Raw genomic sequence first — 22,339 nt, forward strand, 5'->3', positions numbered from 1 at the left:
GGATGAAGCCGATCGGCCCGCGGCGCGCGGCTCGTCAGTTCCCGGCCTTTCTTTTCTCGCTGCTCGTCTCCAAGCTGGCCGACCAGATCCTGCTGTTCCTGGTGCCGCTGGTGGTGTTCCAGGTGACGCAGGACGTGGCGTGGTCCGGCTATGCCTTCGCGGCCGAGACCTTTCCGCGCTTCCTGTCGTTCCCCGTCTGCGGCGCGCTGTGCGACCGGATCTCGCCGATCAGGCTGCTGCGCGGCAGCCAGGTCTTTCGCGCGCTGGTCTGCGTGCTCGGCGTGCTGGGCAACGAGGCGCTGGGCGGCATCGGCTGGCTGGTGGGCCTGTCTGCCGTGTGCGGCGTGCTGACCACGCAGGGCGTCATGGCGCGCGAGGTGATGCTGCCGCAGATTGCCGGCAACGGCCACGGCTTCGACAAGGTGCTGGCCTATGCGCAGACGGCCGAGCAGACCGGCATGGTGCTCGGGCCGCTCGTTGCGGCGGCGCTTTTTGCGTTGTTGCCCTGGCAGGCGGTGGTGGGCGCGGCGGCCGCCCTCTTCCTGCTGGCGGATGTCGCCACCGCGTACTGGCGGCGCGGCAACCCCATGCAGCTGCACGAACCGCAGGCCGTCAAGGGCCACTTGCTGCAGCCGATCAAGACCGCGCTCGGCCATCTGCTGCACCTGCCGGGCCTGCTGCGGCTGACCGGGCTCACGGCCGGCGTGAACCTGATGCTCGGCACCACGCTCGCTTCTTCCGCCGCGATGGTCACCGGGCTGCACCATCGCTCGGCCACCTACTACGCGTGGCTGCAGACGCTGGGCGCCGTCGCCACCATCGCGATCCTGCTGAGCATCATCCGGGGGTCGTTCGCGCTGAAGAAGATGGGGCTGACCGCCTACCTGCTGATCTTCGGCGGGGGCCTGCTCACCGCCGTCAGCACCAGCCACTGGGGCTATGCGGCCGGCTTCCTGCTGGTGATCGGGTTCGACAAGATGTTCAGCATCTACATCCGCATCCACCGCCAGCGGATCATTCCGGCGCACGACTACGGCAAGACCACCGGCGTGATCGTGCTGCTGAACAACCTGACGCAGCCGCTCGCGGGCCTGCTGGTCGGCGCCTTTGCCGACGCGGCGCAGACGCGCATGGTGATCTTCGTGCTGTGCATGCTGGTGGGCGCCATCGGCGTCGCGGCCGCCCTTGCCAGCCGGAGCAGCAGCGCTACAGCACCTTGACCGCGCGCCCGATGAACTGGATCGGCCCGGTCGGACGGTCGATGGGCGAGCCGTTCTCGGGCTCCAGCGTGAGCTCGAACAACTGGTTCGGCTCCAGCGGCGGCAGCTTGTCGATGGGAATGCGCAGCGTCTGGCCCTGCTTGACCAGCCCCAGCGACACCGGGCCGCGCCACTGGTCGGCCTTGGTCCAGAACTGCAGCGTCTTCTGCGGCGGCACTTCGACGGTGCCCAGCGGCACCAGGCTCAGCTGGCGCGACGACGTGGTCTGGATCACCCAGCCCGGCGACTTGTCCTGCGGGGCGACCAGCACCACCATGTACTGCGGCGTGGGCGCCGGACGGGTGACCAGCACGGCCACCATCAGCGCCGCGGCTGCAAAGCCGCCGGCGGCAAGGCCGCGCCAGAGCTGCAGGTTGTTCCACCAGCTCGCGAAGCCCGATGCGCGCGCCGGCTGCCCGGCCTTCGGTGCGGCTGCTGCTGCAGCAGCAGCAACACTGCCCAGCGTGCGCTCGATGCGCGACCACAGCGCGGGCGAGGGATCGGCCGGCGGCGCCAGCGAGGCCAGCGGCAGCAGCCGGGCTTCCCACGCCTGCACCGCATCGCGCAGCGCGGGCTCGTCGCGCATGCGGGCTTCCACCGCCGCGCGCGCGTTGCCAGACAGCGTGCCCAGCACGTATTCGCCCGCCAGCGCGTCGATGTCTTCGAAATTCCCGAAACCGGAAGAAGCGGTGCCGCTGCTCATGCCATGCACTCCCGCAGCGCGCGCATGCCGCGCTGGATCCAGGCCTTGACCGTGCCCAGCGGCGTCTGCAGCCGCTCGGCGATCTCGCCGTGCGAGCAGCCCTCCACATACGCATAGAGGATGCAGTCGCGCCGCGCCGGCTCCAGGCCGCTCAGGCAGCCTTCAAGCCTGCCGAGGTCCGCGCGCAGCTCGAACGGGTCGGCGGCGGTGGCATAGGCCGCGAGCGCGGCCTGGTCGTCGATGGCCTCGGCCGCGTCTTCGCTCACGTCCACCTGGCGTGCGCCGCTGCGCACCATGTTCAGCGCGGCGTTGCGCACCACGCTGTAGATCCAGCCCCGGCCTTCGCCGCGCGCCGGGTTGAAGGTTTCCGCGCGCTGCCAGATGCTGATGAAGGCGTCGTGCAGAACGTCTTCGGCCTGCTGGCGCTGGCGCACGATGCGCAGCGCCACACCCAGCAGGTAGCGGCTTTCGCGCTGATAGAGCTGTTGCAGGGCCTGACGGTCACCGCGTGCGCAGGCCATGAGGGTGGCGTCGTAGTCGAAGGGCGAGGTGGGTGGCGGGTTCTGCACGGCCCGATGGTAGTGGAGCCGGCGGCCCCGCCGCCGAATCGCCCCCCGATCAGGACGCCTTCCAGAAGATGTAGTCGGCCTGGTACTGCACCACCTGCTTCTGGCCCTTGGTGGCCGGCGTGCACGGCACGGCCGCCGGCGCCACGCCGCCTTGCAGCGCCACGCGCTGGATGTACGTGACGCCCGTCATGGCGCCGCTGCCCGTGGCCGGGTTGGCCTTCACCAGCTGGTACGGCAGGCTGGTCGGGCCCGAGGGCGCGACCGCCAGCTGCGTGGCCGTGAGCTTGGAGCCGTCCATCGACTCCCAGGTGGCCGGCGGGCCGTAGTACTTGCCGACCTGCTTGCCGCTGCGGTCCAGCAGCCTGGCGTCGGGGCCGACGAACACCCACTCCGTCTGGCCCGGGGCGTTGGCCTTGTCGCGGCATTCGTAGGTGATGTCGCCCTTGCCCACGGTTTCCATCGCGACCTTGTTGCCGGCCGGCACCTGGATGGTGGGCGGCAGGCTGGACTGGTTGAAAGCGGGCGTCATCGACATCGAGCCGCAGGCGGTGAGCACCGCGGCAGCGGCGGAAACAGCGCCGACAACGGCGAGCGAACGGGCGGGACGGGAGGTGTGCATGGAATTTCTCCTGGGGTTGTAGAGGGTCAGCAGCTCCTTGCTGCTGAGAGGTCTACACGCCAGGGGCGGGTTTGGATGCAGCCTCACGAAAAAAATCTTCCGGCGCGCCAACCCCGCCCCATCCCGGCCCTCCGAGCGGCCGGCGCACGTTCAGCGTTCTTTCAGCATCGCTTCAGCTTGTGCCAAGCCTGGGTTTCTATCGTGCCCCGAGGGCTGCGGCGTGGTGCGGCAGCCGACTTCGATCAGGGACGACATGAACTCTCGGCATTTGCATTCCTCGCCTCCGGCTTCCAACCGTCCATGCGGGCTGCGGCGGGCCTGGCGGCTGGGCCTTTGCGCCAGCGCCACCGCGGCGTTGGCCGCATGCGGCGGCAGCAACAGCGGCAGCGACAATGGCATCGGCAACTGGCTCAACGGCACCGGCGGCACCGGCAGCAACAGCGGCAATGTCAGCAGCACGGGCGGCGGGCAGCAAGGCACCTCCCCGGGCGATGTCTACAAGGCCGAGATCCGCCGCACCGCCCATGGCATTCCGCACATCGAGGCCAGCGACGAGAAGGGCATCGGCTACGGCGTGGGCTATTCGTACGCGCAGGACAACTTCTGCGTGCTCGCAGAGCATTTCGTCACCGTGCGGGGCGAACGGTCCCGCTACTTCGGCGAAGGGGCCTTGCCCGCATCGGGACAGGGCACCCTGCCCGCCAATGTGACCTCCGACCTGTTCTATCGCCATCACAACGACGAGGCCAAGGTGCGCGCGGCCTGGAACGCCTACAGCGAACCGGTCAAGGCGATGTTCAAAGGATTTGCCGCGGGCTTCAACCGCTACCTGCGAGAAACCGGGGCACAGGCATTGCCGTCGAGCTGCAAGGGCGCGACCTGGGTGCGTGCGGTGGAAGAAGCCGACCTCGTGCGGCTGATGCGCGACTACGCGGCGCTCAATGGACTGGCCGACACCGCGCCCTTGCTGGCCCAGGCTTCGCCGCCGCAGCGCAGCGGCAGTGCCGCACAAGGCGCGCCGCAGATTTCCGGGGCGAGCGCGCTCAAGGCACTGGTGCAAAAGCCCAGCACGGGCAGCAATGCCATGGCATTGGGCAGCGAAGCCACCGCCAACGGTCGCGGCATGGTGCTGGGCAACCCGCACTTTCCCTGGGCCGGCGTGCTGCGCCTGTACCAGTTGCACCTGACCATTCCCGGCCGCATGGACGTGATGGGCGCCAGCCTGCCCGGACTGCCGATCGTGGGCATCGGCTTCACGCGCGACTTTGCCTGGACGCACACCACGAACACGGCGGCGCGCCTCACCTTCCACCAGTTGCGCCTGGACCCCGCGGACCCCACGCGCTACATGGTGGACGGGCAAAGCAGGCCCATGGAGCGCAAGGTGTTCAAGATCGACGTACGGGAGCCCGACGGGCGCATCGCAACACGTGAACACGCCTACTACACCACCGACTTCGGCACCGTCATCGCCCATGGGCCGCTGCGCTGGGACAGCCAGCACGCCTACACCGTGCGCGATACCAACACGGACAACCACCGCCTGGCCGACCAGTGGCTGGCCATGAACCGGGCCCGCTCGCTCGACGAGATGAAAGACGCGGTGCTGCGCATCGTGGGCAACCCGTGGAACAACACCCTGGCGGCGGACGCCTCCGGGCGCACGCTGTTCATGAGCGCAACGCCCACGCCGAACGTCTCCGCGCAAATGCTGGCCGACTGCCAGGCCACCGGCTCCGACGCGTTGAAGGACCTCCCCGCCCCCGTGCTGCGAGGCGACACGACGCGCTGCCAATGGGCGAACGACCCTGCCGCGCCGCAGGCCGGCATCTTTGCAGGCAAGGCTCTGCCGCTGCTGGAGCGCCACGACTACGTCCACAACTCGAACGACAGCGCCTGGCTGACCAATCCGCAGGCTCCGCTCGAGGGCTTCTCTCCGCTGTTGAGCATCGCGGGCTCCCGGCAAGGCTTGCGCACACGTCAGGGCCTGTCGTGGCTGCACACCGCCCTGCAGCCGCGCAACGGGCTGCCCACCCGACGCGTATCGCAGGACCAGGTCGAGGCCATGGTGCTGGACAACCGCGTGTACCTGGCGGAGCTGGTGCTCGACGACATGCTCTCGCTATGCCCGGGCGGCAGCAGGTCGCCCGAAGCCACTGCCGAGATGCGCCAGGCATGCGCGGCGCTCAAGTCATGGGACCGCACGGCAGGCCTGGATGCCGGCATCGGCTATGGGTACATGGAAGATTTCGCGCTGTCGTTCCTGCAGCAGAGCCCGGACGTCTGGCGCGTGGCGTTCGATCCCTCCGATCCCGTGAACACGCCGCGCGGCCTGCGCGTGGAAAAGCCCGAAGTGGCGGCCCAGGTGCGTGCGGCCATGGAAGCCGCGGTGCGCAACGTCGCAGCCAGGGGCTGGGCTGCGGGCCGGCGCTGGGGAGACATCCAGGGCGCGACGCGGGGCGGACGGCGCATCCCCGTTCCCGGCGGACATGAGGAACTGGGCGTGTACAACATGATGATGAGCGTCGATGCCACCGGAAGCGGCCTGCGCGAAGCCGTGCATGGCACCAGCTACCTGCAGTCGGTAGGGTTCACGGCCGAGGGGCCGCGCGCCAGGGCATTCCTCGCCTACTCCCAGTCGACCGACCCCGGCTCCCCCTGGTTCGCCGACCAGACCGAGCGGTTTGCCCGCCGCGAATGGGTGGAACTGCCCTTCACGCGTGCGGAGATCGACGCGCAAAGAGATGTGACACTCAAAGTGATCGCCGAGTGAGCCTGCGGCCGTGGCCGGCCGGCTCGAGCGATCACGGCGGCGACGCCGTCCCAATAACGATAAAAGGAGGAGCAGTCTTGACTCGACGAATATTCGCGGCAACCTTTTGCGCAGGCCTTCCCGGGGTGATCGCCGTCGCATGGCTCGCAGTGCCCGAGATCCTGGCGGGCAAGGTGCTGCCGCTGCCGATGTGGGTCGTGAGCGTGGCCTCGGGCATGCAGAGCGCCATGCTGCTGGCACTGGCGGCATACGCCGGTGCCAGGCTGGCACCCGGGGTCGGTTTGCAGGCGCCGGCATTGGCGGCGCTGGCCGGGTCGAGGCCGGCGTGGGGCATGCTTCGCGCACAGTGCCTTCCAGGCATCGTTGGCGGCCTGCTTGGCGCCGCGCTCCTCTGGTCCATCACGCGCCTCGCGGCCGATGCCGCCGGAGCGCTGCAGGGCGTGACGCTGCCGCCCGTCGTGCGCTTTCTCTACGGCGGCATCACGGAAGAAGTCCTAGTACGCTGGGGCCTCATGAGCGCGATGGCCTGGGCCCTGTGGCGCGTTGCAGCACGGCAAGGGCGCGCCACGCCACCCGCGTGGATCTTCTGGGTCGCCATCGCGGGCAGCGCACTGTTGTTCGGCGTGGGGCACCTGCCGGCCGCCTTTGCCATGGCGGGCGCGCCGAGTGCCGGCCTCGTGGCCTACATCGTCGGGGCCAATGCCGCATTCGGCCTGGTGGCCGGATACCTTTTCTGGCGGCATGGCCTGGAGGCGGCAATGATTGCCCACGTGCTGACGCACGCCGTGCTCCTGGCGGTGCAGCCGTAGGGGTCTGCGCGACAGGCCGTCACTCCCGAACCGACCTGGCCTGCAATGCTGCAGGCCTTCCTTGGCAGGCTCCACGCCACTCCAGGAATCGAAAACCAGTGCCCGCGTGAAGAATTTCTAGCCAGTTGACAGTGGGCAACAGTGTCAACGCGCGCTTCCTCCTACAACTCCCGCACACAACAGGGAGGTTTCAGGATGATGCGCAGAGTTGTCTTGGTCGGTGATCCACCGGCCGCTGGTGGAAGGGTGCTGCCGTACGACGGCCCGATGGTCGATTTCTTCGGGCACCGGCCCGCGCTGATCGGTGGCAGGGCGTACTGCGAGGGATGCAACAGCGTCGGCATCATCGCCAAGGCAGGAGGGCCGCGGCGACCGCAGTTCTTATCGGAGATGGCGCTGGAGGGGGATGTGGTGGTGTGCCATTGCCCGGTGCCGCAGCCGCTGCTGTCGGTGTTGCGGCAGTCGGCGGAATATGACGATGGCGATTGGCATGCGAAGGAAGCCACGCCAATGTTGTCGGCGCCAGCCTCAATGGCGACCGCGCACCTCGGATCGGAGATGGCAGCTTTCAAGAAGGTCGTGGATGACGCTGTCACACACCCACCAGAAGCCGAGCAGACGGAGCGGATCTGCCCGAACCAGACCAACAAGGAATTCGCCATCTCGACCATGAAATTGCGGGATATGGCGATCGACTACATCACGAAGCAGCGTCTACCCGAGTTGGCGCGTTGGGATGAAGAGGCCAGAGCTAGCGTGATGACCTGGTTCGGCGTTGCCGATCAGAGCACGCGCGAACACTTGCGCAAGGGTTTGACCGAATGCGCCCGCGTTCTTCGAAGTCTGGAGGCGAGGAACTTTGTTCGATTCACTCCAGGCGGCAAGCTGGCGACCTGCGTCTTGAATGACGGATTTGGCACTGCTGCAGCGGTGTGCAAGCCTGATACGGCAACCCACACCATTGCGATTGCTCTACGGTTCTGCGAGTTCTCGCATGACAACGTGGTGATCTTCGGGACGAACAAGGTCTTCGACGGCGACTCCCGGCTCCTGACTCTGATCCACGAAGTGACTCATTTCGACGACACCTTCAGCTCGAACGACACTTGGTACGGGACGGCAAACTCGAGGAATCAGGTCCGAGCCGAGAACGCGGCGGCGCTCAGGGTGAACGCGGACAGCATTGCCGCCTATGTTCTCAACGTCAACAAGGATGCATCGAAGTGAAGAGCAACGGGCGACTTTCTTTTCTGCAGCGCATCACCGCAACTGTTTGCGTTCTCTTCACGCCAACAATCCTGGCGTGCAGTCCAATCAAGAGTACCGGCGTCGTGTTCGACTGGAACTCCGCAGAGGTTCCAGCGAAACAGGTTCTAAAGCTTGCCAACTGGACCTCAGTGCTTCGCGTGAAGTATCCGAACCGAGAAGCCATCTTCATGACCACGCAAGCCGCATTCGGCGAGAACGACGCGAGCAACCTGGGACTGAGGCGCGCCAGGAACGTAGCAAAGATCCTCGTCGAAGATTTGCAGTTCGATGTGCCGCAAATCCATCTTCCCACCCATGGATATGTTGCCGCGGCTCCAGCACCGGAGGGAAGCGACCTGGTGAAGCGCGTCGACGTTGAATTTCTGCCTGCGTGCCCGCACGAATGCCCGTGCCAAAGAGGTGACCCTCTCTACAAGCCGCCGGCCCTGCAACGATGAAAGAGAAATTTGAGCCCGGGCTCGCTCGCCGAAGATGGTTGTGCACAGGTGTCGCCCTTCTCTGCACCTTCGCCCACACAGGAGCCACCGCATGTTCTTTTGGTGGGCTCCAACGCGAAGTGCAGTTCCCGTCGACAAGCACGCACCTCGGTTCGGAGCAGATCATCTCTCTGACAAACTGGTTCATCGAGCAGAAGGACGCCAACAGAGCGACACACGGCATTTACCGCGCTGACATCTTTGCGTTCGCGATCAAGGGCGATGCTGATTCATCGAGGAAAGCACATCTCCGCCTTGCCGAAATCGCCGGCCTTCTTAAGACGCTAAGCGACGGGACCTCTTTCGAAGTGGAAACCCATGTCGATGAACTTGAGAGCCCCCCGACAAGACGACTCGAGCGCTTGGACAATCTGCACGCCACGGTTCAACCGATGTGCGCCAAGACACTGTCGTGCTGCAAGTGGATTGACGGCGCCCCAGCATCGCTCAAGCCGCAGTAAACCCATGTACAAAAGAATCCTTTGTGCCTTGGTTGCATCTCTCGCTGGCGGGCAAGACCGAAAACTTCACGTTGCGCTTGGCTCCCTGCTCGCATCCCTCGTTTTGACGGCTGTGCCTGCCGCCCACGCCTGCAGCCCCATGCAGGTCATTGGCGTGTACTTCGAGCACAACGCCGCCACGGTATCCGCAGCACAGGTGTCAAGCCTGGCCAACTGGATGGCAGATCTGCGAGCGAGATATCCGAACCATGAATCCATCGACATCAGCGCCTCTGCCGAACCGGGCGAACGAGCGCCGAGCAGCCTTGCAATGGAAAGGGCGCGCAACGTTGCGCGCGTTTTGCAAGACAACCTGCAGTTCGATGCAACGAAGATTTATCTGCCAAACCATGCCTATGTCAGCAAGCCCGCATCCGCGTACCTCAACCCGTTGGAGAAGAGCCAAGGCGTACGAGCAGTGCAACTTGACTTTCTTCCGGCCTGTCCGCATGAATGCCCTTGCCAAGCAGGGGACCCTCTTTACAAGTCACAGCCACCCCGACAATGAAAAGCCGACTCGCCCTAGTCTGGGCACTTGCAGCGGAAGAAGCATCAGCATGCAGCTACATCACACAGACCCCGCTGAGCTTCGATGGCAACTCAACAGCACTGGATCGATCGCAGGTCATCAAGCTTTCCAGATGGCTGGGCCGCTCCTATGCAAACTTTTCCATGTACACACGCGCCTCCATAGAGGTCGGGGCATCCGACGCGGTGCCCCGCAAGGCAAAGGCATTGGCTGAGCAGCGTGCAGCCAACGCGGCGAGAGCGCTGCGCATCTTGTTGAAGACCGAGCTTCCGATTACCACCGTCGCTCGTGGGTATCGGTCACCCGTGAATGGCCTGGGAGACAGCAACGATTTCGCCTCGCTCCAGCTTTATCCCGACGTCGAAGGCCTGAAGCTGCCGGACTGCAATCCTGTCCCGATTCCGGGTTTCAAGCGGTAGCTCGAGGACATTGCTCGCTGGAGGGCAGGCCGCTGCCTGCAGCTACAGCATGCAATCAATATCAGCAGCCGGCCAGACCGGCTGCCTGAATGAACAACGGGCTCTTCGCCGCTACCTCACGCGAGGCCCGGCTTGCGCCCTTGCAGCGCTTCGCGCACCGCGCCGGCCGCGAGGTTGATGGCATCGATGCGCGTCGTCAGCGCGTCGTTGAGCACACCGAGCAAGGCGCTCAGTTCGCTGCGGCTGGGGGTGAGTTCCTCGCTGTCGTTCAGGGCGCTGGTGTCTACGAGCTTCCTGAGCGCGGCGTAGGCGCGCATCACGTCGTTGAGGTTTTCGGCGTCGTCGCAGGCTTGCAGGGCGAGGTCGTCGAGGTTGGGGGATGTGGATCGAGCGCTTGACTGCGCTGACGCGGATGCAGATTCAGCCATGTATGGCCTCGCAGAACTTCGGTTTTGCAACAACCGCCGCAACCGCTTCCAAACGATGGCGGCAGCTCGAACGGGTTGGAAGACCGGGAAGCTCTGACGAGAACCGGCAAGGCTCGCGCCTTCCCGTTCGAGCCGCCAAAACTGGAGGCACAAACAGAAAAGCCGCAGACCATGTGCGGTAGCTGCGGCTTTCGTCGCAGAACTTCGACGGGCTTCCAAACCCGGACGCGCTTTTTGGCGCGACGGGGCAGTATACCGACAGAAAGCCCTTCTATGGGGCTATCGAGGGCGACTCGAAAGGATATCGACCCAAATGCACGCCATTGGCGACGCAAATTTGATCTACTCTATCTAGTTTTGCAAGAGCTCTGCTATTCGAGACCAATTAAAGATAAAACCGCGATTGGGGTGAAAAACATATCGACCTCGCGGCACAACAAGTTCCAGCTGCTTCCAAAGCTGTTTTTCCGCCTTCAAGAATCCTCTCTCCTCACCGCTAATCGCAGCGGCCGCCCGCATCGGGTTCCTTTTAAGTAACCCTTTGGATTCCAAAAAATCCTCCATTCCCTGCAACCAAAGAGTTTCAACAGGGAAATCTCCCACAATAGAGTCTTGGTACTCATTAATTGCATTAAACAAAATTAAATGCTTACCTGCAATTAGTGTTGCCTTGGCCAAAGTATCCAAAAATGGCCGAGACCAAGCTCCATAAAGTGTGCCAGTGTGATGAGCAGCAAGGCCAGATTTGGTTACAGATCCATCAGCTTCAGTCCAGCCAATGTGGAAAAGAAAATTTCTGTAGTTTTTACTAACGCCCTCCTTTGTGCTGCTACTTGCAGTCCTAGGTCTTCTGGCCCAGTTTAAAACGGAACCCGCTTGTATACGAGCCCATAATTTCTCAAATGCCCGACTCCGAACTGTTCCAACAGAACTTGAAGGCGCCCGTGTTTCGTCGTAGCAATAAGACAGTAGTAAGAAAATTTCCTCAGGGCTCATTTCACGCCATTTGGCGTAAAAGCTTTGATCTAAGGTCGCGAGGCGAGACGGAGGGGTTTCTCTTGGTTGGAAAAAAAGTGCCTCATTAAATCCCGGTATAGCAGGAGAAAATGAAAATGGGTCGTAACTAAGAACGCCGATGGGATTTTGAATCGCAGGCTGTCGGAGTACGTCGACGATATGGTCGGCGATTTTGTAGCCGTCGTCGGAAATTACGGGCAGCACCAAAAGCGAGTAATGAAAGTCGCGCGAGTATGCAAATGCCTGACCAAGGCCAGTCAAATACTCTCTTTTCGTTTGATTGGGCGGCTTGAACTCCGCTGCAATTGATACAGAATTTAGACTATCAACCAGAACAAAATCTGGCATTGGCCAAACCCGAGACGACGTTACGTATACATTCGGAGAAAATAAACTATCCCAAGGGGGAGTAGAAGCTCGCAGTCTAGTGACTGCCTCCATGGCTACTGCATACGCTAGGACGTCATGGGTGGTGCTCATGTCGGAGCCGCCGCGAGATCATAGACATCTCGCTTATAACTCTCAGACAGGAAATTTCCTCGGATCGTTTTCATAATGTTATTCGCAAATGTCTCTGCCAGCACAGGAGGAACAGCATTTCCAACAAGCGTGCATTGTTGTTGGCGAGTTCCAATAAAACGCATCCAATCTGGGAAAGTCTGAATTCGAGCAGCTTCACGCACTGTCAGAGTTCGATGAAGAACAGGGTGAACAGGAAATGCATTGTGACCAGGAACCATGGTTGTTGCTGGCGCATTCATTGAAAGCCGTTTGTAGACATGACTATAGTTCTTCACATTATCAGATCTATAACCTTTTCTAAGATGCTCAGGAAGACCATCTTCTGGCAATCGACCACCTTCTGGAATCAGCTTATAGCGCTCCACTACAAGTTCTTTGTGATTCATAGGCACGTGGCTAAACTCTTCGCCACACGATGAGGGGTCCATCAGATCGGAAATTACATCGCCCACTGTGACGTAAGATCGCTGCCATGATTTGGGCTCTGAAAAATACTTAGCCTCTGGCCATTGAAATTGCATCCCAGTCTTCCAAGCGATCAGGATAAAACGCTCCCGCTGCTGAGGGACGCCATAATCAGCGCAATTTACAACCTTATAGTTAACTTCGTAACCAGCGCTCACGAGCCTTTTTTCTACCTCAGCAAGATATGTGCTCTCATTCAATTGAGTCGAGACAAAGCCTTTAACATTTTCCATAAAAATAACTTTTGGACCCAGTCCGATTGCTAGATTTATGTATGCCAGAGAGAGCGCATTCCGCTCATCATCTTCAGGCTTATGGTTTTGCGTATTTACGAACCGTCGCCTTCCAAAAATGGAGAAGCCTTGACAAGGAGGGCCACCAAAGACAACGTCAACGGTACTCCTTTTAATTTGAGATTTGACGCCTTCCACCGTCAAAAGTGCAGCGTCCGAAAGGTGATGCGGAACATCCGGGAAATTTAATAGATGATTCCTCTCAACGCTATTTTTCTTATCATAGGAGGCAAGCACATTAAATCCCGAATTTAAAAATCCGAGCATCAGGCCGCCAGCACCAGAAAAGAAACTAACCGCGGTCGGTCCACTCTTCTTAACTTCACGCCTCGAAGAAAAAATTACTGGTGATTTTTCTTCCTTTAGAAAAGGCTCAAGCGCAATTTTTTCACCCATGGGAATCTCCTTGCGCTGTTTTATTAATTGCCCATTTTCCATATGCGTCCTTATCTGTTCACCAAGCTTTTGAGCAAGGAGTACGGGGACCGCATTCCCAACAAGCTGACATTGCTCCGCCCGAGATCCAAAGAAAATATAATCATCGGGGAAAGTCTGGAGGCGCGCAGCTTCTCTCGGAGAAAGGCTGCGATGTTGAGTGGGATGAATCGGAAATGCATTGTTTCCAGGCACCATCGTGAGCGCGGGTTTTTTTCTATGCAGCCGCTTATATGTGTTCCCGAAGTTTTTCCTCCGAATTTCCTCTGGGAGCTCGGATGGAGGAGGCATCCGCCCTCCTTCTGGAATCAATTTATACCTAGAAACAACAATCTCACCATGCCGAAGAAATGAGTGATTTGCGAATTTAGGGCTCTCTTGGACAAGATCTTTGATCGACGGCCATACTGCGGCGTGTGGCTGCCCCGCAATTCCATGAGTTTGAATCGGCCAATCAAAATTTCCATTCAATCGAGTTCCAAAGAAGAAAACACGTTTTCTAACCTGAGGAACACCATAATCGGCTGCATTCAATGTTGCGACGTGCACCCGATAGCCCAACCTTTCAAATGCAGCAACAATTTCCCGCTCATAGCGACCGCCGTACTGAGTTCTAAGGTAGTTGACATTTTCCATCAAGAAACACGTTGGATTCAGCCAATCTACAATTCTCACGAAGCACCAAAATAATCCATTTCTCGCATCGGCTGGGTTTTGATCTCCAATAGTTGAAAATCCTTGGCATGGCGGCCCGCCAACGACTAAGTCTATTTTTTTATTTCCCACAAACTCTTCAAGTCGAGCTCGGGTTAGTCGACGAATATCGCCCTCATGAAAGGGCAAGTCCGGCAGATTATTTTTAAAAGTCTCTGCCGCTGATGGTTTTACATCCGTCGCAAATACACTTTTAAATCCGGCATTTCCAATTCCGAGCGTCATTCCGCCACCACCAGCAAAAAGCGATATGCTATTTAACTTTTTCATTTCTGCTAATTAAATTCGATCACATACTAGCTTAAGACCGTGTCACGTATTCTTGAAGGTTCTTCAAATAGTGACGGCTGATTTGCTGCAGAACCATGCTGCTCAACATAGTCACGCATGAACGCTCGAAGCACCTGCGCAGCGGTTGTGTCGCGCACCTTACATACATGAATAAATTCGCGACGAAGCAAGTCGTCAACGCGAATTCTCAAGCCGATATCTTCAGCCATCGATAGCCCCTTGGATGTACAACGTGTGTAGTCTCGACACACACGCCTTCGGCGTCAATCATAACTGGTTAAATATCCAGTATCGCGCATGCGGGGGTGAAACGAGTTTTTTCGATACTTCAAATCTCTGTCTCAGACGGATTTTTGCGTTCAGCGCAACTATCTTCTGCCCGAACCCTCGTTTATCCGCAAAGGTAATCGCAAGACACTCCTCCCCATCCAAGAAGGAGTGCCCTCATGCCAATCGCCCTACTGGCGCTGACCCTCAGCGCCTTCGCCATCGGAACGACCGAGTTCGTCATCGTTGGCCTCATCCCCACAGTCGCAGCCGATCTCCACATCGGCCTCCCCTCCGCCGGCCTGCTGGTCAGCCTCTACGCGTTGGGCGTCGCCATCGGCGCGCCGGTGCTCACCGCGCTCACGGGCAAGCTGCCGCGCAAGGCGCTGCTGCTCGGGCTGATGGCGCTGTTCACGGTCGGCAATCTGCTGGCTTGGAAGGCGCCGAGCTATGAATCGCTGATTGCCGCCCGCGTGCTCACGGGGCTGGCGCACGGGGTGTTCTTCTCCATCGGCTCGACGATCGCCACCGGCCTGGTGCCGAAGGAAAAGGCGGCGAGCGCCATCGCGATCATGTTCACGGGCCTCACGGTGGCGCTGGTCACTGGCGTGCCGCTGGGCACGTTCATCGGGCAGCATTTCGGCTGGCGCGAGACTTTTCTGGCCGTGTCCGCGCTGGGCGTTGTCGCGTTCATCGGCAGCTGGGTCTTTGTGCCCTCCAACATCCGCCACACGCCGCCGGCCTCGCTGGCGCAGCAGGCCAAGGTGCTGGCCGAGCCGCGCCTGTTGCTGGTGTATGCGAAAACGGCCATCGGCTATGGCGGCTCGTTCATTCCGTTCACGTTCCTGGCGCCCATCCTCACTGACGTGTCGGGCTTCAGCGCGGGCGCCGTGGGCTGGGTGATGCTGGTGTACGGTGTGTCGGTGGCGGTGGGCAACATCTGGGGCGGCAAGCTGGCCGACCGCATGGGCCCCATTCCGGCGCTGAAGGTCATCTTCGCGCTACTGGCCGCGGTGCTGCTGGTCTTCAATTTCGCGGCGCCGCACAAGTGGCTGGCACTGCTGGCGGTGCTGATGTGGGGCGCGGTGGCGTTCGGCAATGTGCCGGGGCTGCAGGTGTATGTGGTGAAGCAGGCAGAACGCTTCACGCCGCAGGCGGTGGACGTGGCCTCGGGCCTGAACATCGCGGCCTTCAACCTGGGCATTGCCGGCGCGGCCTGGGCCGGTGGGCTGATCGTGACGCACCTGGGGCTGATGCACACGCCGTGGATTGGCGCACTGGTGGTGCTGGTGTCGCTGGCCCTTACGCAATGGAGCGGAAGGCTTGACGCAAACCCCCAGGCTTCGCGCACTTCGTGTCGCTTCGCCAACCCCCTTGCAGGGGGCAACGCCTGCGGCCCGGCAAAGCCGGTTCCGCGGCATTCCTCGAACTGAATCCATCCAACACTAAGGAAACACCATGAACACGAACCCCATTCCCGCCTTCGGCCTCGGCACCTTCCGCCTGAAGGGCCAGGTGGTCATCGACTCGGTCAAGAACGGCCTCGACGTGGGCTACCGCGTGATCGACACGGCGCAGATCTACGGCAATGAAGCCGAGGTGGGCCAGGCCATTGCCGAAAGCGGCGTGGCGCGCAAAGACCTGTTCATCACCACCAAGATCTGGACCGACAACTACGCCAAAGACAAGCTGGTGCCCAGCCTGAAAGACAGCCTCGCCAAGCTGCGCACGGACCATGTCGACCTGACGCTGATCCACTGGCCCTCGCCCGGCAATGCGGTACCGGTGGCGGAGTTCATGGGCGCGCTGGCAGATGCCAAGGCGCAGGGGCTCACCAGGCACATCGGCGTGTCCAACTTCAACATCGCGCTCATGAAGGAAGCCATCGCGGCGGTGGGCGCGCAGAACATCGCCACCAACCAGATCGAGCTGCACCCGTACCTGCAGAACCGCAAGGTGGCGGAGTTCGAGAAGAGCCAGGGCATCCACATCACGTCTTACATGACGCTGGCCTACGGCAAGGTGCTGAACGATCCGGTCATCGAGGCGATTGCCAAGGCGCACGGCGCGACCACCGCGCAGGTCACGCTGGCATGGGCGATGCAGTTGGGCTACGCGGTGATTCCGTCGTCCACCAAGCGCGCGAACCTCGAAGGCAACCTGCGCGCGCAGCAGCTCAGGCTGACGGACGCGGATATGGCGCAGATCGCCGCGCTCGACCGTGGCGAGCGCCTGACCGACCCGGCCGGCCTGTCGCCGGCCTGGGACTGATCGCAAAAGCTCATCGGCACACCGACTCTTCCGGCGTCTCCACCGCGTTCACGACAAAGAAGCGGTTCATGCCGTCCATGGTGTCGAAGAAGCCCCGCTTCGAGCGGCGCAGGGGCGTGCCGTCGAGCAGCTTGTAGCTCACCGCGCCCTTGATGGTGGGGTAGCGCTTGGAGATGCTTACGCGCACCAGGCACTCCGTGCTCTCGATGACCGTGTGCGAACGCTCGCGCGCATCCACGACCTCGAAGCGGCCGGTCTCCTGCAGGACGGACTCGTAGGTTGCCATGACGCGGTTTTTCTGCGCAATCGCGGCGCTGGATGCCGAACAAGACGCAAATCGTGGGTAGGACGGTTCCTGCACCAGGCCGTTGCGGCGCGCCGCGCTAGTGGCCGGGGAGGCGCTCCGACTCCAGCACGAGGGCGCTGGCCTGCTCGGCGGCGCTGGCGGCCAGGCAATCGGTCCTCAGCGCAGCGGCGACTTTCTCGGGCGCCTCCTGCAGCTCGGCAATGTCGCGCTCGCCGACGCAGTAACCGTCGAGCCGCACGTAGATGCGATGGAAGTTGCCGCCCAGCGCACGCGCCACGTCGAGCAGGGAATCGGCAAGCGTCGGGAAGCCGCCGTTGCTGTATGAGCTGGGCGGTATCACGCCCTTGTAGCGGGGAGCGCGAACCGAATAGGCATAGAAAGCGCCCTCCTTGCGGAGTTCAACCACGGGCTGGAGGCTGCGCGGAGCTTCCTTCTTTGCTTGCATGGCCGCAGTGTAGTGCGATGCATCGGCCCGCTACAGAGACCGGAGGTTCGCATGGACCGGGGCATGCCGAATACGTTTGCTCTACCTTGCCCGCCGCGTCGCAGCCCACTCCGCAAGGATGCGAACGGCCTCGCCATCGAGCTTCTGCTCGGCGGGCAGGCGGCGTTCGTCGAGCGGCGCACCGGCCTCGGCGCGCAGCGCCTCCACGTCGATGGGGTGCCGCGCCTCGACCGTCACGCCCTCGAAGGCCTGGCCGGACTGCGCCAGCGACGCCGCGTAATACAGCCTCGCGATGCCCGCGATGTGCATGGCCGCCGCGCACATGGCGCAGGGCTCGCACGATGTGTAGAGCTCACAGCCCGACAGGTCGACGGTGCCCAGCCTGCGGCAGGCGTCGCGAATGGCTTCCACCTCGCCGTGCGAGGTCGGGTCCGAATGCGCGACGGAATGATTGAAGCCTTCGCCGACGATCGCGCCGTCTTTCACGACGACGGCGCCGAAGGGCTCGGTGCCGGGCTGCGTCAATGCCTGTGCCGACAGGGCCAGTGCCCGTTGCATGAATTCTTGTTGGTACATGGTGGTGCTCAGGTCTTTCCGGTCGTGGCGCTGTCGAGTGCGGGGGTTGGACGGGCAGCGCCGCGGCGCGGCTGCGGCTGCGGGCCGAACAGCCCGGCCGTGGCAGCGGCATAGCGGCGCGGATCGAAGCGCAGCATCAGCGGCAGCAGCACCACGACCACGGCGGCCAGGTAGGCCCACGCCATCGTGAAGCCGCCGGTGTGCTCGCGCACCCAGCCGGTGACGAAGGGCGCGAGCGCCGCGATCATGAAGCCCACGCCCTGCATGAAGGCAGCGAGCGCGCCGGCCTGCGCGGGGTCGGGCAGGTGGTCGAGCGCCAGCACCATGCACAGCGAGAAAGCACCGCCCAGGCCGAAGCCCAGCACCACCGCGATGGCGACGGCCGGCACGGGCGCATCGAAGGTCAGCGCGCCAAAGCCCGCCAGCTGCGCGGCGAGCGTGAGCGCCAGCCAGGGCCGCAGATCGCGCCCCCGGCTGCGCGCGATGGCGGGCATGGCGAGCGCGGCAATCACCTGCGCGGCCGTCATCAGCGCCAGCACAGAGCCGCCCTGCTGCGCGGTCCAGCCCTGTTGTGCGTAGAAGTGCGGCAACCATGCGACGAGGCTGGTGTAGCCGCCGTTGATGAGGCCGAAGCACGCAGCCAGAAGCCATGCGCGGCGGCTTGCGAAGCAGCGCAGCCACGAGAGGTTCTGGCGCGGCGCATCGGCAACGGTGAATTCCATGCGACGCATGTTCAGCCAATACAGCAGCGCGAAGGTCGCGAGCAGGGCCCATATCGCAAGGCCAGCGTGCCAGTCGGGCTGCGCGCCGCCGACTGCATGCGCCACCCAAGGGCTGGCGATGGCGCCGAGCCCGCCGCCGCCCATGATGGCGGCGGAGTACAGCCCGGTCATCACGCCGATGCGCGCCGGGTAGGCCTGCTTCACCACGCCGGGCATCAGCGCCTGCACCAGCCCGACACCCGCACCCGCGAGCGCCGCACTCCACAGCAGCGCAGCCGCGCCGCCCGCCACATAACGGCTCGCGCAAGCCAGCGCGATGGCCCCGAGCCCGAGCGCGACACCGCCGCGCGCGCCGATGCGCTGGCCGACCGCCGCGCCGCACAGCGACGTGGCCCCCATCGCGAACATCGGCAGCACGGTGAGCAGCGCCACCGCATGAAAGCCGATGCCGGTGGCAAGGCGGATGGGCTCGAGCAGCGGGCTGCTCGACGTGAGAAAGGCGCGCAGGTTGAGCGCCACCAGCACGATCACTACCGCAAAGGCGACGCCTGCGTCACGACTTCGCACTGACCTCACAAGGCAGCCACGTCGGCCTGCAGCACGCCGTTGCGCGCCACGATGCGCCCGCCCGCCACCACCAGCTTGCGCACGGGCCGCGAGACCACGGCGTGCGCAACGGTCTGCGCATCGACCAGCACCAGGTCGGCGCGGTTGCCGGGCACCAGCCCATAGGCCTCGAAGCCGCAGCCGCGCGCGCCGGCGTGCGTGACGGTGTCGAGCGCCACTTCGATCTCGTCGTCGCGGCGCAGGTTGTAGCGCAGGCCGATGATCATGGCGCGCTCCAGCATGTCGGGGTTGCCGTAGGGCGACCAGGTGTCGCGGATGCCGTCGTTGCCGCCGACCACCGTCACGCCGGCCTGCCGGCAGGCCATGAGCGGCGGCACCGTGCGCGAAGGCGGCGCGCTGGTGACCAGCACCACGCCCAGCCTGGCCATGCGCGCGAGCAGCGCGTCGCGCTCGCGTTCGCTCACATCGCCAAGGCAGAAGCCGTGGCTGATGGCCACCTTGCCCTGCATGCCCAGCGCCTCGGTGCGCTGCAGGATCAGGTCGAGCGAGAAGGCACCCATGGCGCCGGGCTCGTGCAGGTGGATGTCGACGGGGCGCTGGTGCCTGTGGGCAATGCCGAACAGCACGTCGAGCGACTTCACCGGGTCGCCGTCGATGGCGCAGGGGTCGAGGCCGCCGAGCACGTCGGCGCCCATCGCCAATGACTGGTCGAGCAGTTCGGCCGTGCCCGCCCGGCCCAGCAGGCCCGACTGCGGGAAGGCGACGACCTGGATCTGCTGCACGTCGCGCAGCGCCTCGCGCGTGCGCAGGGTGCCTTCCAGGTGGCGCAGGCCGGCCTGCGTGTCGACGTCGACGTGCGTGCGCAGCCGCGTGGTGCCGAGCGCGAGAAAGGCCTTGGCCAGCACCAGCGACTGCGCGGCGGCGTCGTGCCCGCTCGCGTGGCGGAAGGCGCGCTCGTTCTCGATCTTGTCGGTGAGGTTGGTGCCGACCTCGTTGCGGTACCAGTCCATGCCCCACATGGTCTTGTCGAGGTGGGTGTGGCCTTCGACGAGGCCGGGCAGCAGCAAGGCGCCGCCGCCCTCTTCGACGGCAATGCCGGCGGGCGCGGCCAGCGCGGGCCCGGCACCGGCAATGCGCCCTTCCTGCACCAGCACGTCGACCGGGGAAGCGCCCATGGGGCGCACATTGCGAATCAGCAGAGAAGACATGGCGACGGGTTCCTTGAAAGTCATCAGGCGGGCTGCGGCGCGGCGCCGCGCGGCAGGATGCGCGGCGTGCACAGCGCCACCAGCACGAACACCAGCGCGTTGGTCGCCAGCGCCACGAGGCCGGTGTTGAGCGACTTGAACACGACCGGTGCCGCAGGGAACAGCGTACCCAGGTTCGAGCCCGTGGTCATCATGAAGCCCAGCACCGCGCCGCCCGCCAGGATGCCCGCGAAGGCCGCATGCTTGTTGCCGAAGGGCTTCTTCATGAGGCTGAACAGCAGCGAGGGCAGCAACTGCGTGAGCAGGCTCGACGCGAAGATGGCCACCGCCACGATGGTGGTGCCGCCGCGCAGCACGAAGTACACCGCCACCAGCGCAAACACCGGCAGCACGCCGCGCGCCACGCGCGACACCTGCTTGTCGGTGGCATGCGGCGCGAAGCCTTCCTTGTAGACGTTCTTGCCGATCACGGTGGAAGCCGTGAGCAGGATCATCGAGCCCGGCACCAACGCGGTGAGCACGCCCGTGCCGCCGATGACGCCGACGAACCACGGGTCGAAGGTGTGTTTCACCAGGCCGAACAGCGCCAGGTCGACCTCCGAGCCCTTGAGCCCCGGCACCTGCAGGATGGCCGCGAAGCCGACCAGGAACAGGAAGGCGATGACCACCTGGTACAGCGGCATCAGGATGGTGTTGCGCCGCACAGCGCTGGCGCTCTTGGCCGCATACACCGAGGTCAGGTTGAACGGATACAGGTAGTAGCCCAGCGCCGTCAGCAGGATGGTCGAGTTGTACCAGGTGAGGTTCAGGCCCTCCTTGGGAAACTCGAAGAAAGTGGGGTTGGCCGCGTGGATGGCGGTGAACATGGGCGTGACGCCGCCGTAGTAGTGCCACGGCAGGTAGATGCCGAGGAACACCGCCAGCGCGAGGATCAGCACGTCCTTCACTATGGCGATGCTGGCCGAGCCGTGGATGCCCGAGAACAGGATGTAGCTCACCATCACCACCGTGCCGATCCAGATCGCCACCTGCGGCGCGATGGAGCCGTACGAGGCTTCCGACACGATGATGCCCAGGCCGCGCAGCTGGATGGTCAAGAGCGCCACCATGCCCATGAGCGCGACGACGGACACCAGCACGCCGAGCGGCCGGCTGTCGTACTTGTGCGCGAAGAAGTCGGAGAACGACACCAGCTTGTGCGTGGTGGCGTAGCGCCACACGGCGGGCAGCATCCAGAAGGCCATGAGGTAGGCCAGCCCGCCGTACGCCAGGATGTAGAAGGCCGGCGTGCCCTTGCTGTAAGACCAGCCGCTCGCGCCCAGGAAGGTGAAGGTGGAGAACGACTCGCCCGCCATCAGCAGGAACACCATGATGGCGCCCAGCCCGCGCCCGCCGAGCGCCCATTGCTCCAGGCTCATGGTGCGCCCGCGCCGCGCCAGCACCGCCAGGCCCAGCGCGCCGATCACGAACAGCGCAATGACTGCCAGCGCGGCGTTCATGGCGTGCCTCCGGCAGCGGGTGCGTCGATGTCGCCTTCGGCGCGGTCGATGACCACCATGATCAGCGAGGTCAGCACCAGCCAGCTGACGTTCCACACCATCAGGAACGGCATGCCGAGCACGAAGGTGGGCGCGACGGACGACAGCCATCCGCCGCTGAAGAAGGCGAGCACCGGCAGCGCTGCCAGCCATTTGACGGATTTCATCGGGAGCCTCGAATCATGGTTTGGTTGGTAATGTTGATTAATTTTGGTCAACCATACTTATTTATTTTGGTTAACCAAACGGAGCGAATGGTAGGGAGCCGGGCCGGCCGAGTCAATCCGGGGGCTTTCCCGTAGGCGCGGGCCGCAGGCAATAATCCGGTTGCCCATGCCTGCCGCCACC

The 22,339-nt window shown here is 63.2% G+C and carries 24 protein-coding genes; 10 read left to right on the top strand and 14 right to left on the bottom strand.

The features are described from left to right. The first annotated feature begins 2 nt into the window (after positions 1 to 2). Entirely contained in the window at positions 3 to 1,220 is a 1,218-nt protein-coding gene (locus AC1RVW_RS19290) for an MFS transporter (protein ID WP_493201821.1), read from the top strand. Here AC1RVW_RS19290 and AC1RVW_RS19295 read toward each other — a convergent pair. The 3 genes from AC1RVW_RS19295 to AC1RVW_RS19305 all read right to left on the bottom strand — a co-directional run bounded on the left by AC1RVW_RS19295 (position 1,207) and on the right by AC1RVW_RS19305 (position 3,150). Continuing rightward, positions 1,207 to 1,962, bottom strand: coding sequence for an anti-sigma factor (locus tag AC1RVW_RS19295; protein WP_081271359.1), 756 nt, complete (start codon positions 1,960 to 1,962; stop codon positions 1,207 to 1,209). The two genes, AC1RVW_RS19290 and AC1RVW_RS19295, sit on opposite strands and share 14 nt — an antisense overlap. Next, positions 1,959 to 2,483, bottom strand: coding sequence for a sigma-70 family RNA polymerase sigma factor (locus tag AC1RVW_RS19300; RefSeq protein ID WP_253820050.1), 525 nt, complete (start codon positions 2,481 to 2,483; stop codon positions 1,959 to 1,961). The genes AC1RVW_RS19295 and AC1RVW_RS19300 overlap by 4 nt, the downstream gene beginning before the upstream one ends. Before the next feature lie 97 nt (positions 2,484 to 2,580). Further along, positions 2,581 to 3,150 carry a DUF3455 domain-containing protein gene (locus AC1RVW_RS19305; RefSeq protein WP_493201823.1) on the bottom strand — a complete coding sequence of 190 codons (570 nt, stop codon included), beginning with the start codon at positions 3,148 to 3,150 and terminating at the stop codon, positions 2,581 to 2,583. Between the two features lie 253 nt (positions 3,151 to 3,403). On the opposite strand from AC1RVW_RS19305, the gene AC1RVW_RS19310 reads away from it, so the two are divergent. From AC1RVW_RS19310 to AC1RVW_RS19340, 7 genes are all read left to right on the top strand, one after another. Continuing rightward, entirely contained in the window at positions 3,404 to 5,923 is a 2,520-nt protein-coding gene (locus tag AC1RVW_RS19310; RefSeq protein WP_493201824.1) for an acylase, read from the top strand. 125 nt (positions 5,924 to 6,048) lie between these two features. Further along, positions 6,049 to 6,732: a CPBP family glutamic-type intramembrane protease gene (locus AC1RVW_RS19315; protein ID WP_493201826.1), complete on the top strand. Its 684-nt coding sequence runs from the start codon at positions 6,049 to 6,051 to the stop codon at positions 6,730 to 6,732. Between the two features lie 195 nt (positions 6,733 to 6,927). Next, positions 6,928 to 7,959, top strand: a complete 1,032-nt coding sequence (locus tag AC1RVW_RS19320) for a M35 family metalloendopeptidase (protein WP_493201828.1) — start codon at positions 6,928 to 6,930, stop codon at positions 7,957 to 7,959. Further along, positions 7,956 to 8,438 carry an OmpA family protein gene (locus tag AC1RVW_RS19325; RefSeq protein ID WP_493201830.1) on the top strand — a complete coding sequence of 161 codons (483 nt, stop codon included), beginning with the start codon at positions 7,956 to 7,958 and terminating at the stop codon, positions 8,436 to 8,438. The genes AC1RVW_RS19320 and AC1RVW_RS19325 overlap by 4 nt, the downstream gene beginning before the upstream one ends. Then, positions 8,435 to 8,938, top strand: a complete 504-nt coding sequence (locus tag AC1RVW_RS19330; protein ID WP_493201832.1) for a hypothetical protein — start codon at positions 8,435 to 8,437, stop codon at positions 8,936 to 8,938. Before AC1RVW_RS19325 ends, AC1RVW_RS19330 begins: the two co-directional genes overlap by 4 nt. Before the next feature lie 139 nt (positions 8,939 to 9,077). Further along, on the top strand, positions 9,078 to 9,485 hold the full coding sequence (locus tag AC1RVW_RS19335) for a hypothetical protein (protein ID WP_493201833.1): 408 nt from the start codon (positions 9,078 to 9,080) through the stop codon (positions 9,483 to 9,485). Beyond that, positions 9,482 to 9,925 (top strand): hypothetical protein, encoded by a 444-nt coding sequence (locus AC1RVW_RS19340; RefSeq protein ID WP_493201835.1) that lies wholly within the window; start codon positions 9,482 to 9,484, stop codon positions 9,923 to 9,925. Before AC1RVW_RS19335 ends, AC1RVW_RS19340 begins: the two co-directional genes overlap by 4 nt. A 116-nt stretch (positions 9,926 to 10,041) precedes the next feature. Here the strand turns inward: AC1RVW_RS19340 and AC1RVW_RS19345 are convergent, their stop codons facing one another. The 4 genes from AC1RVW_RS19345 to AC1RVW_RS19360 all read right to left on the bottom strand — a co-directional run bounded on the left by AC1RVW_RS19345 (position 10,042) and on the right by AC1RVW_RS19360 (position 14,299). After that, positions 10,042 to 10,353, bottom strand: a complete 312-nt coding sequence (locus AC1RVW_RS19345; RefSeq protein WP_493201837.1) for a hypothetical protein — start codon at positions 10,351 to 10,353, stop codon at positions 10,042 to 10,044. A 351-nt stretch (positions 10,354 to 10,704) separates the two neighbouring features. After that, the gene (locus tag AC1RVW_RS19350; protein ID WP_493201839.1) at positions 10,705 to 11,850 is read right to left on the bottom strand and encodes a hypothetical protein; all 1,146 of its coding nucleotides are present in this window, start codon (positions 11,848 to 11,850) and stop codon (positions 10,705 to 10,707) included. Then, the gene (locus AC1RVW_RS19355; RefSeq protein ID WP_493201841.1) at positions 11,847 to 14,069 is read right to left on the bottom strand and encodes a DNA cytosine methyltransferase; all 2,223 of its coding nucleotides are present in this window, start codon (positions 14,067 to 14,069) and stop codon (positions 11,847 to 11,849) included. The genes AC1RVW_RS19350 and AC1RVW_RS19355 overlap by 4 nt, the downstream gene beginning before the upstream one ends. 26 nt (positions 14,070 to 14,095) lie before the next feature. Continuing rightward, complete coding sequence (locus tag AC1RVW_RS19360) at positions 14,096 to 14,299, bottom strand: hypothetical protein (protein WP_493201843.1); 204 nt, start codon at positions 14,297 to 14,299, stop codon at positions 14,096 to 14,098. Between the two features lie 237 nt (positions 14,300 to 14,536). Between AC1RVW_RS19360 and AC1RVW_RS19365 the strand changes: the two genes are divergently transcribed. After that, positions 14,537 to 15,790 (top strand): MFS transporter, encoded by a 1,254-nt coding sequence (locus AC1RVW_RS19365; RefSeq protein ID WP_493201845.1) that lies wholly within the window; start codon positions 14,537 to 14,539, stop codon positions 15,788 to 15,790. A gap of 25 nt (positions 15,791 to 15,815) precedes the next feature. After that, a complete protein-coding gene (gene dkgB, locus AC1RVW_RS19370; protein ID WP_493201847.1) occupies positions 15,816 to 16,628 on the top strand; it encodes a 2,5-didehydrogluconate reductase DkgB in 813 nt (270 codons plus the stop codon). 10 nt (positions 16,629 to 16,638) lie between these two features. Here dkgB and AC1RVW_RS19375 read toward each other — a convergent pair whose 3' ends face one another. From AC1RVW_RS19375 to AC1RVW_RS19405, 7 genes are all read right to left on the bottom strand, one after another. Beyond that, positions 16,639 to 16,914, bottom strand: a complete 276-nt coding sequence (locus tag AC1RVW_RS19375; RefSeq protein WP_081271372.1) for a hypothetical protein — start codon at positions 16,912 to 16,914, stop codon at positions 16,639 to 16,641. A gap of 97 nt (positions 16,915 to 17,011) precedes the next feature. Continuing rightward, positions 17,012 to 17,380: a hypothetical protein gene (locus AC1RVW_RS19380; RefSeq protein WP_493201849.1), complete on the bottom strand. Its 369-nt coding sequence runs from the start codon at positions 17,378 to 17,380 to the stop codon at positions 17,012 to 17,014. Between the two features lie 81 nt (positions 17,381 to 17,461). Continuing rightward, the gene (locus AC1RVW_RS19385) at positions 17,462 to 17,956 is read right to left on the bottom strand and encodes a nucleoside deaminase (RefSeq protein ID WP_285413607.1); all 495 of its coding nucleotides are present in this window, start codon (positions 17,954 to 17,956) and stop codon (positions 17,462 to 17,464) included. 8 nt (positions 17,957 to 17,964) lie between these two features. Further along, positions 17,965 to 19,245, bottom strand: a complete 1,281-nt coding sequence (locus AC1RVW_RS19390) for a cyanate transporter (protein ID WP_493201851.1) — start codon at positions 19,243 to 19,245, stop codon at positions 17,965 to 17,967. Positions 19,246 to 19,250: 5 nt separating this feature from the next. Continuing rightward, the gene (locus tag AC1RVW_RS19395) at positions 19,251 to 20,453 is read right to left on the bottom strand and encodes an amidohydrolase family protein (protein ID WP_493201853.1); all 1,203 of its coding nucleotides are present in this window, start codon (positions 20,451 to 20,453) and stop codon (positions 19,251 to 19,253) included. A gap of 23 nt (positions 20,454 to 20,476) precedes the next feature. After that, positions 20,477 to 21,952, bottom strand: coding sequence for a sodium:solute symporter family protein (locus AC1RVW_RS19400; protein WP_106935732.1), 1,476 nt, complete (start codon positions 21,950 to 21,952; stop codon positions 20,477 to 20,479). Then, positions 21,949 to 22,158 (bottom strand): DUF3311 domain-containing protein, encoded by a 210-nt coding sequence (locus tag AC1RVW_RS19405; protein WP_081271377.1) that lies wholly within the window; start codon positions 22,156 to 22,158, stop codon positions 21,949 to 21,951. Before AC1RVW_RS19405 ends, AC1RVW_RS19400 begins: the two co-directional genes overlap by 4 nt. Positions 22,159 to 22,339 lie beyond the last annotated feature (181 nt).

It is taken from the genome of Variovorax sp. MPBD4-3 (genome assembly GCF_058809745.1).

Excerpts from the sequence above, each read along its gene's own strand:
- AC1RVW_RS19290 (WP_493201821.1), top strand. The coding sequence starts at position 3 with ATGAAGCCGATCGGCCCGCGGCGCGCGGCTCGTCAGTTCCCGGCCTTT.
- AC1RVW_RS19295 (WP_081271359.1), bottom strand. The coding sequence starts at position 1,962 with ATGAGCAGCGGCACCGCTTCTTCCGGTTTCGGGAATTTCGAAGACATC.
- AC1RVW_RS19300 (WP_253820050.1), bottom strand. The coding sequence starts at position 2,483 with ATGGCCTGCGCACGCGGTGACCGTCAGGCCCTGCAACAGCTCTATCAG.
- AC1RVW_RS19305 (WP_493201823.1), bottom strand. The coding sequence starts at position 3,150 with ATGCACACCTCCCGTCCCGCCCGTTCGCTCGCCGTTGTCGGCGCTGTT.
- AC1RVW_RS19310 (WP_493201824.1), top strand. The coding sequence starts at position 3,404 with ATGAACTCTCGGCATTTGCATTCCTCGCCTCCGGCTTCCAACCGTCCA.
- AC1RVW_RS19320 (WP_493201828.1), top strand. The coding sequence starts at position 6,928 with ATGATGCGCAGAGTTGTCTTGGTCGGTGATCCACCGGCCGCTGGTGGA.
- AC1RVW_RS19330 (WP_493201832.1), top strand. The coding sequence starts at position 8,435 with ATGAAAGAGAAATTTGAGCCCGGGCTCGCTCGCCGAAGATGGTTGTGC.
- AC1RVW_RS19335 (WP_493201833.1), top strand. The coding sequence starts at position 9,078 with ATGCAGGTCATTGGCGTGTACTTCGAGCACAACGCCGCCACGGTATCC.
- AC1RVW_RS19340 (WP_493201835.1), top strand. The coding sequence starts at position 9,482 with ATGAAAAGCCGACTCGCCCTAGTCTGGGCACTTGCAGCGGAAGAAGCA.
- AC1RVW_RS19345 (WP_493201837.1), bottom strand. The coding sequence starts at position 10,353 with ATGGCTGAATCTGCATCCGCGTCAGCGCAGTCAAGCGCTCGATCCACA.
- AC1RVW_RS19350 (WP_493201839.1), bottom strand. The coding sequence starts at position 11,850 with ATGAGCACCACCCATGACGTCCTAGCGTATGCAGTAGCCATGGAGGCA.
- AC1RVW_RS19355 (WP_493201841.1), bottom strand. The coding sequence starts at position 14,069 with ATGAAAAAGTTAAATAGCATATCGCTTTTTGCTGGTGGTGGCGGAATG.
- AC1RVW_RS19360 (WP_493201843.1), bottom strand. The coding sequence starts at position 14,299 with ATGGCTGAAGATATCGGCTTGAGAATTCGCGTTGACGACTTGCTTCGT.
- AC1RVW_RS19365 (WP_493201845.1), top strand. The coding sequence starts at position 14,537 with ATGCCAATCGCCCTACTGGCGCTGACCCTCAGCGCCTTCGCCATCGGA.
- dkgB (WP_493201847.1), top strand. The coding sequence starts at position 15,816 with ATGAACACGAACCCCATTCCCGCCTTCGGCCTCGGCACCTTCCGCCTG.
- AC1RVW_RS19375 (WP_081271372.1), bottom strand. The coding sequence starts at position 16,914 with ATGGCAACCTACGAGTCCGTCCTGCAGGAGACCGGCCGCTTCGAGGTC.
- AC1RVW_RS19380 (WP_493201849.1), bottom strand. The coding sequence starts at position 17,380 with ATGCAAGCAAAGAAGGAAGCTCCGCGCAGCCTCCAGCCCGTGGTTGAA.
- AC1RVW_RS19385 (WP_285413607.1), bottom strand. The coding sequence starts at position 17,956 with ATGTACCAACAAGAATTCATGCAACGGGCACTGGCCCTGTCGGCACAG.
- AC1RVW_RS19395 (WP_493201853.1), bottom strand. The coding sequence starts at position 20,453 with ATGTCTTCTCTGCTGATTCGCAATGTGCGCCCCATGGGCGCTTCCCCG.
- AC1RVW_RS19400 (WP_106935732.1), bottom strand. The coding sequence starts at position 21,952 with ATGAACGCCGCGCTGGCAGTCATTGCGCTGTTCGTGATCGGCGCGCTG.
- AC1RVW_RS19405 (WP_081271377.1), bottom strand. The coding sequence starts at position 22,158 with ATGAAATCCGTCAAATGGCTGGCAGCGCTGCCGGTGCTCGCCTTCTTC.